Annotated in this window: 10 protein-coding genes; 3 read left to right on the top strand and 7 right to left on the bottom strand. The window is 39.0% G+C overall.

What is annotated here, in order from left to right; translation table 11 throughout:
* Positions 1–52: 52 nt before the first annotated feature.
* Entirely contained in the window at positions 53–1,405 is a 1,353-nt protein-coding gene (locus tag SBH76_RS05700; protein ID WP_317977106.1) for an ABC transporter substrate-binding protein, read from the bottom strand.
* Positions 1,406–1,461: 56 nt separating this feature from the next.
* Positions 1,462–3,126 (bottom strand): glycoside hydrolase family 13 protein, encoded by a 1,665-nt coding sequence (locus tag SBH76_RS05705; RefSeq protein WP_317977108.1) that lies wholly within the window; start codon positions 3,124–3,126, stop codon positions 1,462–1,464.
* Positions 3,127–3,371: 245 nt separating this feature from the next.
* Here SBH76_RS05705 and SBH76_RS05710 point away from each other — a divergent pair, with 245 nt between their 5' ends.
* The 3 genes from SBH76_RS05710 to SBH76_RS05720 all read left to right on the top strand — a co-directional run bounded on the left by SBH76_RS05710 (position 3,372) and on the right by SBH76_RS05720 (position 5,913).
* The gene (locus SBH76_RS05710; protein ID WP_009663370.1) at positions 3,372–4,484 is read left to right on the top strand and encodes an ABC transporter ATP-binding protein; all 1,113 of its coding nucleotides are present in this window, start codon (positions 3,372–3,374) and stop codon (positions 4,482–4,484) included.
* Between the two features lie 93 nt (positions 4,485–4,577).
* A complete protein-coding gene (locus SBH76_RS05715; RefSeq protein ID WP_317977109.1) occupies positions 4,578–5,432 on the top strand; it encodes a PucR family transcriptional regulator in 855 nt (284 codons plus the stop codon).
* A complete protein-coding gene (locus SBH76_RS05720) occupies positions 5,425–5,913 on the top strand; it encodes a DUF6106 family protein (protein WP_314757612.1) in 489 nt (162 codons plus the stop codon). The genes SBH76_RS05715 and SBH76_RS05720 overlap by 8 nt, the downstream gene beginning before the upstream one ends.
* 47 nt (positions 5,914–5,960) lie before the next feature.
* Here SBH76_RS05720 and SBH76_RS05725 read toward each other — a convergent pair whose 3' ends face one another.
* The 5 genes from SBH76_RS05725 to SBH76_RS05745 form a co-directional block, all read right to left on the bottom strand.
* On the bottom strand, positions 5,961–7,910 hold the full coding sequence (locus SBH76_RS05725; protein ID WP_317977110.1) for a PTS sucrose transporter subunit IIABC: 1,950 nt from the start codon (positions 7,908–7,910) through the stop codon (positions 5,961–5,963).
* Positions 7,911–8,167: 257 nt separating this feature from the next.
* A complete protein-coding gene (locus SBH76_RS05730) occupies positions 8,168–9,067 on the bottom strand; it encodes a sugar ABC transporter substrate-binding protein (protein WP_317977111.1) in 900 nt (299 codons plus the stop codon).
* On the bottom strand, positions 9,064–9,774 hold the full coding sequence (locus tag SBH76_RS05735; RefSeq protein WP_317977112.1) for a response regulator transcription factor: 711 nt from the start codon (positions 9,772–9,774) through the stop codon (positions 9,064–9,066). Before SBH76_RS05735 ends, SBH76_RS05730 begins: the two co-directional genes overlap by 4 nt.
* An 18-nt stretch (positions 9,775–9,792) precedes the next feature.
* Positions 9,793–11,517, bottom strand: a complete 1,725-nt coding sequence (locus SBH76_RS05740) for a cache domain-containing sensor histidine kinase (protein WP_317977113.1) — start codon at positions 11,515–11,517, stop codon at positions 9,793–9,795.
* Positions 11,518–11,677: 160 nt separating this feature from the next.
* Entirely contained in the window at positions 11,678–12,724 is a 1,047-nt protein-coding gene (locus SBH76_RS05745; protein ID WP_317977114.1) for a substrate-binding domain-containing protein, read from the bottom strand.
* Between the last annotated feature and the right edge of the window lie 55 nt (positions 12,725–12,779).

The following is a 12,779-nucleotide window of genomic DNA, read 5'->3' on the forward strand; positions in this document are numbered from 1 at the left end:
TCAAAACTTCAAAGACTCGCTGTTCTATAATTTGCGAAGCATTTTAAAAATATTATTTCTTATTGTTTGCTATGTAGTCAGCCATTGTTGACTTCATCAAAGTTACAAAATCATCTCTTGTAATGCTTCCCTTTGCAAATGAATCAAATACAAGTCCAAGTGCGTTCTGTGCAAGTCCTTCAGGCATATTTGACCATGCCCATGAAGATGTCTCACCTGCATCTACATACTTCTTAAGGCTAACCGCAAGTGGAGTCTCAGGCTCTATTGTACTTGTCTTATATGGTGAAATCATACCTGCTTCTTTTACAAGAATCTCCTGTGCATCAGGATCTGTAGCAAGGAAGTCAAGGAAAGCCTTAGCACCTTCTACATTCTTACCGTCCTTATATACACACCACCATGACGGGCAGTCTGCAAGGATTCTTGTCATATCTGACTTTGTGAAAGCAAGCGGTAAAAGACCTGCCTTAAATGACACATTGTATGTTGGGAGTGAAGGATCAATCCAGTTACCCTGTGTAATAAATGCTGTCTTACCCTGTGCCCAAAGTGCCAACTGGTCATCATATGTTCCTGAAACAAGTACCTGTGGATCTGCATACTTGAAAAGAAGCTCTGTCATATCGGCAAACTCACCAAGTCTCTCATCATCAAGCTCACCCTTCATTGCCATATCAAAATACTTGTTGTCGCCTCTCTCAAGACCACCTGTATAGTAATAACCGAATAAGTGGTTACCTGTTGACCAATACATCTGTCCTGCCTCTGCGGCAACTGATGCTACAGCCTGAATACCAAGCTCATCCTTCATGCCGTCAAGCTTCTCAAAAGCGGCCTTGAAAGCATCATAGTTTTTAAGTGTTGCAGGATCGATACCTGCCTTCTCCAAGATATCGGCATTGTATGTGATTCCATATCCCTCTACCGCATATGGGAAACCTACAACCTTACCTGTTGTCTTATCCTTGTAAGCAAAGTCCGTATTCTTTGCAAACTCTGTATCGCTAAGATCCGCAACCATATCTGTCCAGTTGGCGTAATCTCCGTCACCACCGATAACGAACAAATCAGGCATATTGTCGGCAGCCTTGTAGCTCTTTATCTGGCCTTGGATATCAACACCGCCACCAAGTGACTCGATAACAACTTCCTGTCCGGTCTTCTCTTTGAACTTCTCAGCAGCTTTCTTTAACTGTGCATCAATCTCAATCTTACCGTTGATAAGTCTGAGGGCATCTTTGCTTGCAGCACTGTCGGCCTTGCTCTCGCCTGCCTTAGTCTCTGCAGCACTGCTCTGATTATCCGCACCACCGTCACTCTTTGCAGCACCTGAACCGCAGCCTGCCAAAATAGCAGATACAGCTAACACACCTGCTGCAACACTCAAGAATCTTTTTTTCATTTTATTCTCCTCCATTAAGTATCTTTATTATATTTGTCAACATTTTATCACGTTTTTCATGCATTTTCAAGTAATAAAACAGTCGCTTCATATGGCTTTAATATGCCGTCTTCTCTGGCATCTCTGTTATAATTTGATATAAGCACTTTAGCATTTTCATAGCCTGAGAAGTCAAACTTTTGCTCGCTCTTGCTGAAGTTACATACCACTAAAAGCTTTTGATTGTCCAAAGTTCTTGTATATGCAAAAATATTTTCATCTTCCGGAAGTAAAAGTTCATAATTTCCGTATACTATTATCTCATTTTCTTTTCTGAGTCTGATAAGCTTTTGATAGTAATGGAATACGGAATCTTCTCTCTTTAACTGATCCGCCACATTGATCTTTTTATAGTTAGGATTAACGGCTATCCAAGGTGTTCCTTTAGTAAAGCCTGCATTCTCACTTGCATCCCACTGCATAGGAGTTCTTGCATTGTCCCTACTCTTGTGTGCAATCTTAGGGAACATATCTTCATCAGTATAAAGTCCGCTCTCAACAAGTTCTCTGTAAGCATTGATAGACTCAAGGTCTCTGAAATCGTCCACAGAATTAAATACCGTATTGGTCATCCCAAGCTCTTCACCCTGATATACATAAGGTGTACCCTGCATCATATGTAAACAGGTTGCAATACATTTTGCTGAAAGCTCTCTGTAAGCATCGCTCTCATCACCAAGTCTTGATACGATTCTCGGCTGGTCATGATTGCAAAAATACAAACTGTTCCATGCCACACCGTCAAGCCCTTTCTGCCATTTGCTCAAATTCTCCTTTAAAGGAACAAGCGGCATCGGCTTTGTAGACCATTTAAACTTCTCACCGCCGTCAAGATCCATATGCTCAAACTGGAATACCATATTAAGCTCGCTACCGTCGGTATTTGCATATTTTTTTGCCTCTTCAAGAGTAACTCCCGCAGTCTCACCTACAGTCATAATATCAAACTTTGAAAGTACCTTCTCATTCATCTCTTTAAGGTAATCATGCACCTTAGGTCCGTTGGCACATATTCCCATATCTCCGTAAAGTCCTACCACCTTTGCATCAGGATATCCTTCAGGCTTTGATATAAGGCTTATAACATCCATTCTGAAACCGTCGATGCCCTTTTCACACCATCTTGTCATCATATCAAAGACTTCTTTTCTGACCTTAGGATTTTCCCAGTTTAAATCAGGCTGTTTTACAGAGAAGAGATGAAGATAATACATATCAGTTTTCTCATCGTACTTCCATGCCGGGCCTGAGAATGCGGAACCCCAGTTGGTAGGCTCCTTACCGTCCTTACCTTCCTTCCAGATATAATAATCTCTCTTTTCATTATCCTTTGAACTGCGACTCTCAACAAACCAGGGATGCTCGTCCGATGTATGATTTACCACAAGGTCCATTACTATCCTGATTCCTCTCTCATGCGCAGCTGCAAGCATCTTATCAAAGTCATCCATAGTACCGAACTCTGTCATGATATCTTCATAATCACTGATATCATATCCGTTGTCATCATTTGGTGACTTATAAACAGGTGAGAGCCATATCACATCTATTCCAAGCTCTTTTAAATAGTCCAGTTTACTTGTAATACCGTTTAAATCACCTATTCCGTCTCCATTGCTGTCGCAAAAGCTTCTGGGATATATTTGATATACTACCGCTTCCTTCCACCATGCCTTCTTCATTTTCTTACCTCGCTATATTATTTACATCTATCGTATACTTCCTTTATCATATTAAGTTTTTTACGGTCGATATATTTTTCTTAGCATAGCACAATGCCTATTTTATGTAAATCATATCCGGCACTTTCTCACTTCGTTATTTTGACGAAAGAAGGTATGTATTTTTGGTCATGCATGCGATTGAAAGCCTACACTTTATTTTATATACTTGAAACATAAAATTCGTATAAATTTTAGGAGGCAATATGGCTAGTTTATCATTAAAGAATATTGAAAAAGTTTATCCTAACGGTTTTAAGGCTGTTCAGGATTTCAACCTTGAAATCGCAGACAAAGAGTTCATCATCTTTGTAGGACCTTCAGGTTGCGGTAAGTCTACAACACTTCGTATGATTGCAGGACTTGAGGATATCTCAGGCGGTACACTTGAAATTGACGGCAAGGTCGTTAACGATGTTGAGCCTAAGGACAGAGATATCGCCATGGTTTTCCAGAACTATGCTCTTTATCCACATATGTCTGTATATGACAATATGGCATTCGGTCTTAAACTTCGTAAGAGACCTAAAGATGAAATAGACAGACTTGTTCGTGAAGCTGCAAGAATACTTGACCTTGAGAAGCTCCTTGACAGAAAGCCTAAGGCTCTTTCAGGAGGTCAGAGACAGAGAGTTGCGATGGGACGTGCTATCGTTCGTAATCCTAAGGTATTCCTTATGGATGAGCCTCTTTCAAACCTTGATGCAAAACTTAGAGTACAGATGCGTATCGAGATTTCAAAGCTTCATCAGAGACTCGGTGCTACTATCATCTACGTTACTCATGACCAGACAGAGGCTATGACACTCGGTACAAGAATCGTAGTTATGAAGGACGGTATTGTTCAGCAGGTTGATTCTCCTGCAAATCTTTACAATGCTCCTTGCAATCTCTTTGTTGCAGGATTCATCGGTTCACCACAGATGAACTTCATGGATGCTGTAGTTGAGAACAAGGGTGAGGATGTATTCTTAAAGGTTGGAGCAAATACACTTAAGCTTCCTATCTCAAAGATTGCCAAGTTCAAAGACGGTTCTTACAACGGTAAGACTGTAGTGCTTGGTATTCGTCCTGAGGATATGCATGATTCAGAGCTCTTTATCAACAGCTCACCTGACAGCGTTATCGAGTCAGATATCAAAGTTTATGAGCTCTTAGGTGCAGAAGTATTCTTATACTTTGATGTAGAAGGATTCCAGATGACAGCAAGAGTAAATCCAAGAACAAATCTTAGAACAGGCGATCACGCTAAGTTCGCTCTTGATATGGAAAAGGTTCATATCTTTGATAAGGAAACAGAGCTTACAATTACAAACTAATTTGTTTTTATGATAAGGGGGTAATTTTACCCCTTTATTTTATTATGGTAAAATACTTTTGACCAAGGCATTATTTAAAGCTATAATATAGTCATGAATAATGACTTTAAAAACGAATTAAATAAAATATATAAATTGACAGGAATAAAGCTTCGTATTGAAAATGAAGATGAAATAGATCTTATAGATTTAAAGAAACTTTCCACTGCATACAAGGAAAAATATTCAAGCGCAAATCTTCTTTTGAATATACTTAGCGGATTTTATCCTTACAAGGAACAGGTAAATGCAATCAAGGCGCTTGGTATAAAGCCTGAGACCAAAATGCGACTTTATCTTATATATGTGCCGACAAAAGTAGATGATAATATTACAAAGATAATCACCTCACTCTATCCGGGAAAGAGCTCGGAATATCTTTGTATAACGGATTCCACTCATATATGCTTTTTATATCTTGGAGAAGACAATATTGCACCCCCTCTTATAGATGTTATAGAGACGGAAGGAATGACCGGCGCATATATTGCATACAGCGATATATTTACCGATTTATCTCTTTTGACAAAGGAATATTCAGAACTCAGTCAGGCCCTGACTATAAGCCGGATCTTTTATTCCGATAAAAAAATAATAGGTCCGGGGGATCTTGGATCCGGTGAGCTGATTTATAATATTCCGAAATCCGTATGTGAAAAGTTTTTAAAAAATCATATCGGTGAAGCAATAGATGATGATACCATGCAGCTTGTGAATACTTTTATACGTCACAATCTGAGTATTGCCGAAACCGCGAGATATATGCATATGCATAGAAATACTCTTGTTTACAGAATAGAGCAAATAGAAAAAAAATACGGTATTGATATAAAGACTTTTCAGGGTGCAAATATATTTAATACCGCCATACTTATTACAAATTTTTTGAAGGTGAAAAACAATGAATGATACATTTTATGAATTACTTATAAAAAAGAATAAACCTGATACGAATGCCGTTATACTGTCTGCAATCAATATTGTTGCAATAGTATTCTTACTTATACTCTCACTCTACATACAGTTTGCCATAATTCTTGCCGTAGGACTCGGTTTTGTATTTTATTATATGGTTTATCCGAGAATCTCTGTCGAATATGAATATTCTTTATTGAATGCAGATCTTACCATTGATGCCATATACAATAAGACAAAGAGAAAGAATGTACTTAATGTTGATTTAAAGACATTGGAAACCGCTTTCCCTACTTCATCACCTAAGATGAACGGCCAAAGAAACGGTAAGAAAACAGACTGCTCCACAGGGGATATGGCATCTTCTTATTGTCTTATCTTTCCGAATAACGGTGAGAACATTTTGCTGTTTGTCACTCCGGATGATCATATGCTGGATATGATAAAGCGTGTAGCTCCAAGAGCATTTATGTAAAAAGAGGTTGTCGAAAAATAATTTCGACAGCCTCTTTTATTATAATATTATTTAACAGCGCTCAACACTTTATCACCCACAGACACATCTCCAAGAGGTGCGCAAGTTACATCACTGTATTCAAAGCTGTTTGTTACAAGTACAGGTGTGGTCATAAGATATCCGGCCTCTGAAATTGCCTTGGCGTCAAACTTCATAATAGCCTGACCTTTCTTTATCTTATCTCCGTTGGCAACCAATGCTTCAAAATGCTTTCCGCCAAGTTCCACCGTATTTACACCCACATGCACTATAAGCTCCACTCCGTTGTCAAGCTTAATACCTACGGCATGTCCCATAAGCGCGATTACAGTACCGTCATCCGGAGCATATACGGTATCACCGTCAGGTATAATACATATACCCTTTCCAAGTATTCCCGCTATAAAAGTCTCATCCTTGGTCTCTTCCATAGAAACTATCTTTCCGCTAAGAGGTGAACCCACATCTACATGTGCATTTTCATCCTTCTTAATCTCTACCCTTACTCCTTTATCAACCTCTGCAGAATTTACATTTCCGAGAGCTTTGGCATTCTTATTTTCTTCCACAGGTTCAGTAGCAAGATTTGCATCTATCAGGCTTGACGGAGTAAGTACCCAGCTTGCCGCAAATGCAACCGCCATTGATATAACAAACATCAGTATATATCCCACCGGATTTGAAAGTGTAAGTAAAATTCCGAATATACCTGTAACACCTGTTCCTGTTGCTCCAAGCTTAATAATGGAAACAAACATGGCACCCACAGCACCTCCGAGACATCCTGCAAGGAAAGGTCTGAAGAATCTGAGGTTAACACCGAATATTGCCGGCTCCGTTATACCCATAAATGCTGAAAGTGATGAAGGGAAACAAAGGCTCTTTATCTTTGGATCCTTTGACTTAACAGCTATTGCAAGGCAAGCACCGCCCTGTGCTATATTGGCTGCAGATGCAAGAGGTAACCAGTAAGTTACACCATATTTTGCAATCTGTCCGAGGTCTATAATGGTATACATATGATGAATACCCATAACAACTGTAGGAGCATACAAAGCACCCATTATAAATGAACCTATACCAAGAGGTATTGCTATAAGGAGCTGCACCGCATTTAAGAATCCGTTCTCAACAAACACAAATACCGGTCCGATAGCTGCAAGTGCAAGATAACCTGTTGCAAATACCGAAACAAGAGGTGTAACAAATAAATCAAACATTGCAGGTACCACTTTGTGAAGTCTCTTCTCTATCTGACACATTACCCATACCGATATCATAATCGGAATAACATGTCCTTGGTATCCTACCATCTTGATTTTCCAAAGACCGAAAAATACACTTTGAGTTGCTATATCTGTAGCTGTTACCACATTCCATGCGTTTGTAAGATTCGGATGAATCATTATCATACCGATAACCGCACCAAGGTATTGATTTCCACCAAATACTCCCGCTGCCGAATATCCTATAAGTATAGGCAGGAATATGTAGGCAATATTAGAAAACAGATTTGCAAACACATATATTGATGACGATGTATCAATATTTAAAAATCCGTTAGCCACCATGAAGTCCAATGCATTCATGATTCCCATCAAAAATCCTGAAGCAACAATTGCCGGTATTATCGGAACAAAAATATCTCCAAGAGTCTTTATAAATCTCTGAAATATATTTGTATTGGCTGCAGCAGCCGCCTTAGCCTCTTCTTTTGTAGCTCCGGATATTCCGGCCACATGTATAAACTCATCATAAACCTTATCTACAGTACCTGTACCGTAGATGATTTGTAACTGTCCGGAAGCCTCAAACACGCCTTTTACACCATCAATGTTTTCAATGGTCTTTTTGTCAACCTTACCGTTATCAACAATTACAAGACGTAATCTTGTAGCACAGTGTGCAGCGGAAGCAATATTTGAACTTCCTCCTATCGCCGCCAGTACTTCTGTGGCGGATTTGCGATAATCCATAGATATCCTCCATATTCTAAACTATCATTTTTCTTAAATTTCTTTGTATATTATAAATTAAATAAATCCGTAACGCAATCTTACACAATGGCCACATATACAACTTGCTGTTTTGTATATTATTTTCATGTTTTTATTAATTTATTTTGTCGCTTTGCATTTGAATTTTATTTTCACTATATCTGTAACAGAAAAAAAGAATCATAAGTAAACTGTTATTTATGATAAATTTACATCTTGACTATTGACAGGTATTATCAGCTTACACCCCCTATTTCAATCCTTTTTTCAACTTGTTTTCCAAGATACAGCTCTTCTCCCACATCAAGTATTTTCTTAGCCATGCTGTTATATACTATCCAATGAAAGTCTCCGTCACTTATCTTATTTATACTCATCTCATTATCTATGCCGTAAAATTCCATATCAAAATTTCTGAATTTTACAGCCGCCAGATATGCACCGTATAATGTCTGGGAACTCAGTCCTGCTACCGCTTTTATACCTGTATTTGAAATAAGAAAATATTTCATGGCTCTTTCCGCCTCGTCTCTGTTTTTTCCGGCTTCAAGTATTGTCAAGCTTTCTCTCTGTTCCTTAGTAAGGCTGTCTAAAAATGCGGTCTCTCTTTGTCTGCTTACAGGATCATACTCAGGACCTCTAAGCAGTAAAATCCCCTCCGAATGTTCATTCAAAATCATATGACTTAGAGCTCTTCCTCCCCAAAGGCTGTCATACTCCATATAGACACTACCTACATCAAAAAATTTCGGATTTTCCAAGATAATCACCGGCATATTAAGTTCCTTTATAGCCTCTCTTACCGATTCCGAATCTATCGGTGAAATGACCATCACATCCACACCATAGGCGGCCAACTGCTTGATATCCTTACATTGTTGCAGGAAATCTCCTCCTGCTTCTTTCATTATCACATTTATGTCGCGGTTTTTCATTTCAGAATGTAATTCTTCCATCAGTGCTCCATGTGAAGGATTCTCTACCTCAGGCAAGCTAAGTCCTATCAGGCAGGAGTATGACTCCACTTTTTCATAAGTTTCGCCATATAATTTTTCCGATAAAAACAATCCTAAAATGCAAACAAGTATAAAAGCTAAAAGGATCATTTCTTTTGGACGTGTGAGGATCTTTCTCATACTCCTCCTCCATATTGCTTCGGTGATTTCCCCATATATTGTTTAAATACCGTTGAGAAATAATGCTGATTTGCAAATCCCACCATATCGGCTACAGCATTTACAGAATACTCTCCGGTTTCTAAAAGTTCAGCCGCTCTTTGAATCCTAAGCTTTACCAGCCACTGTGTAAAAGGCAGTCCGGTTTCTTCCTTCAATTTATGCGAAAGATAATCGGGACTTACAAAAAGCTTTTCTGCCGCATATTTCAGGTCCATATCCCTGTTTGTATATTGCTCTTTTAAAAGTTCCAAACAGTCCGCCACAAAGCCTTTCTTCTGTTTTTTTATTTCTTTGAAAGGTACTTGCAATCTTTCAAGTACGGATTTTAACTCCTCTTCTTTAATAGGCTTTAAAAGATACTCCCTTACACCTAGAGAAATAGCCTGTCTGGCATACTCAAATTCATGAAATCCCGAAATAATAATAATGTCTGTTTTTGTTTCTTCTGCTTCACGTAGTTTACTTACAAAATCCAGCCCTGACAGTCTCGGCATACAAATATCCGCCAGTATAATATCAGGTCCCAAAGTTTTGGCCATACTAAGTGCTTCCACTCCGTTCTTTGCTTTGCCTACAATATTTAATCCAAGATCAAAGGACATCAGCATTTCTGCCAATCCTTCTCTGATCATAGGCTCATCATCCGCAATCAATACTTTTTTCATTCTCACCTCCGGGCTTTTTTACTCTTCTTCTTTTAAGATAAGTAAAGTTGCCACTGTATATCCGTTTTCATCTTTTGAGTAATGCAATCCGCTACCCTTTGCAAAGCTGTGCCACAGCCTTCTTCCTACATTTTTTACACCGAATCCGCCCTTCCAGTTTTCCCAGTCATTTGCCTTTAAACAAGAATTTAACTGCTCCATGACCACCTCCTCCATCTCACAACCGTTATCTCTTATCTGTATACAAATCCCACCTCTAACCGATTCTGCAGATATCATTATTTTTGCATGTGGATTGTCTGATTCTTTAATACCGTGATACAAGCAATTCTCAACCAATGGCTGAAGACACATTCTGAGTACAAGCTCATCTCTGATATCCGGTGAACAAAATATTTCATAAGAAAAAAGATCCTTATATCTCATGCTTTGAATCTCCAAATATGCCTGTATCATTTTAAGCTCCTCTTTTAAAGGAATCATCTCCTTACCCTTGCTAAGACTTATACGGAAAAACTCGGACATGGTTTCAATCAGATGTACTATATCTCCGGCTCCATGTTTCCTTGCCATCCAGGCGATCATATCTAAAGTATTATATAAAAAATGAGGTTTTATCTGCTCTTGCATTACCAAAAGTTCCGCTTCACGCTTTTGCTTTTGTTCAAGCTTCATCATTTCCATCAAAGTTTTAAGCTTCTCCACCATCTTATTGAAAGCATTTCCCAGGATTCTTATATCCTCTTTTGATTCTCTCGTAAATCTGACATCGAGATTTCCCTCGGAAGCCGACTGCATCAAATCCGAAAGCTCTGTTAAAGGCTTGGTTATTTCCAAAAGATAACACACCGACCATATCATAGCCGCCACAAAGCAGACACCTGCCATAAATATTGAAATCCTGGTCATACGAAGAGGAATTTTACTTTCCTCTTCCACATCATATGCCCCTACTATCAAAAGCTTTTTATCACGAAAACGATTAAAAACAAATTTATAGTTTTTATCACCGATTGAAGAAACCACAACGCCTTCATTACCTTTAAACCACTTCGGATCAACTCTGTATACTATCCTGTTTACAGGACTTAAAATGATTTCTCCGCTGTCATCCATTAAAAAGAAAAAGTTTTCAGTATCGGCTTCCAGATTCTGATAGGCCTCTTTGAATTCTCCCACAGAAACATCCACCATCAGCACTCCAAGAGTCCTGTCACCCTCCTGTACCGATCTTGCAATTGAAATATAACTGTCACTGTCATAATGCTTCCAGCTTTGGAGATTTCTAAGTCCGCTGTCAAAGCGGTAGGCGCTTCCCTCCTGTATCGCCTGTAAAAACCAATCCTCTCCATAGAAACTTTCATGCACCGGTCTGTACATATCATTTGAGATATAATCTTCTCCGTCCCCATATACAAGGATCATATTTAAATAATCACCATGAATTTTCTCATAAGCATCAAAAATATCACGTACAGCCTGCTCACGATAGATTTTGGTTTCTTTATCTTTTGTGTAAAGACAATTTTTAATCTCTGATGTTTCCGACAGAATCTGTAATGTATCATCCACAGATTGTATCTTCACCTCAAAAGAATGCGCAAGTTGCCTTTGTAATTCTGTAATATAGCCCATCCTTGAACGGAGCATCTCTTTTTTGTAAATATAGTTTCCTGCCAAAGTCAGCATTACCGCCACAAATAAAATCATGGCACCCTGAAATATCAGAAGATCTCTTTTCATACTACCACCTCTTATTAATTGTATCATATAAACCGTAAATTTATATCAGTTTTTAAGCACTGAATATGACAACAAAACCGAGGATACAAAAAAGAGGAGCATATCACAATCTGCTCCCCTTTTTGGATTCATTATTTACTTTTAAGATGTTACACTTTTCTTATTTTCCGCCGTATTTTGTCAAAAGTTCTTCAGCATTTTCAGGAACTACAACCTCCGACTTTAAAGTGATGTTTTTCTCAAGTTCCTTACCTTCAACGAGTAACTCATATGCACTCTGAATAGCCTCTGCACCACCTGTAGGATATACCTGTGTCATGCTGATTCTCTTATCGATAACACTCTTTATTCCACCGTCAGGAGTCGGCAAACCGTCAAATCCTACAAACATGATATCCTTCTCTCTTCCTGCCTGCTTTGCCGCAATATATGCACCCTCAGCCATAGGATCGTTTAATGCTATGAAAAGATCGATTTCCTTATTTGTCTGTAACATTTCTTCGGCCACTGTTATAGCTTTTTCTCTTAACCAGTCTGCATTGTTTACCGCAACAATCTCAACCTTAGGATTTGATGCAATACCTTCTCTAAATCCCTTATCTCTGTCGATTCCGCCTGAAGTACCCTCAAGTCCCTTGATCTCACAAACTTTTCCGCCGTCTTTTAAGAGAGTATTGGCTACATATTCTCCTGCAACTCTACCCATATCCACATTGTCGGCACCTATAAACTGAGTATATGTATCTCCGTCAATCTTACGATCCAAAAGTATTACAGGAATTCCGGCTTCATAAGCTTCCTTAACTACATTTGTAAGCGGTGTTGCCTCATTTGGTGAAGTAATGATAAGATCCACTTTCTGCTGTATAAAGTTTTGAATATCAGCTATCTGCTTTGAGTTGTCCTGAGCCGCATCGGCATAGATAACCTTGAATTCAGGATGCTTTTCAGCCGCCATCTTAATCTGGTCATTCATTGCCACACGCCATGGCTCACCAAGATTACACTGTGACATACCTATCACAAATTCCTTCTTATCCGTTGCCTTCGCTTCGCTCTTACTCTCTCCGGCCTCACTCTTTGCCTCCTCGCTTTGAGCCGCCGTTGTAGAAGCACTCTGACCTCCACCGGAACATGCAGTCAATCCGAATGCACAAACTGCCGCCAAGCCGAGTCCTAACATTCTCTTAAACCCTTTTTTCATCATACGATTCTCCTTCCTATTATGTCTGTCCTTTGCAGACTGTATTTTTTAATACCGA

It is taken from the genome of Lachnoanaerobaculum sanguinis, from assembly GCF_033242365.1.
In the GTDB taxonomy this organism is placed as follows: Bacteria; Bacillota; Clostridia; order Lachnospirales; family Lachnospiraceae; genus Lachnoanaerobaculum; species Lachnoanaerobaculum sanguinis.

Bases quoted from the DNA above. Each gene is read 5' to 3' on its own strand.
- SBH76_RS05725 (WP_317977110.1), bottom strand. From the start codon at position 7,910: ATGGATTATCGCAAATCCGCCACAGAAGTACTGGCGGCGATAGGAGGA.
- SBH76_RS05740 (WP_317977113.1), bottom strand. From the start codon at position 11,517: ATGAAAAGAGATCTTCTGATATTTCAGGGTGCCATGATTTTATTTGTG.
- SBH76_RS05715 (WP_317977109.1), top strand. From the start codon at position 4,578: ATGAATAATGACTTTAAAAACGAATTAAATAAAATATATAAATTGACA.
- SBH76_RS05745 (WP_317977114.1), bottom strand. From the start codon at position 12,724: ATGATGAAAAAAGGGTTTAAGAGAATGTTAGGACTCGGCTTGGCGGCA.
- SBH76_RS05735 (WP_317977112.1), bottom strand. From the start codon at position 9,774: ATGAAAAAAGTATTGATTGCGGATGATGAGCCTATGATCAGAGAAGGA.
- SBH76_RS05720 (WP_314757612.1), top strand. From the start codon at position 5,425: ATGAATGATACATTTTATGAATTACTTATAAAAAAGAATAAACCTGAT.
- SBH76_RS05710 (WP_009663370.1), top strand. From the start codon at position 3,372: ATGGCTAGTTTATCATTAAAGAATATTGAAAAAGTTTATCCTAACGGT.
- SBH76_RS05705 (WP_317977108.1), bottom strand. From the start codon at position 3,126: ATGAAGAAGGCATGGTGGAAGGAAGCGGTAGTATATCAAATATATCCC.
- SBH76_RS05730 (WP_317977111.1), bottom strand. From the start codon at position 9,067: ATGAGAAAGATCCTCACACGTCCAAAAGAAATGATCCTTTTAGCTTTT.
- SBH76_RS05700 (WP_317977106.1), bottom strand. From the start codon at position 1,405: ATGAAAAAAAGATTCTTGAGTGTTGCAGCAGGTGTGTTAGCTGTATCT.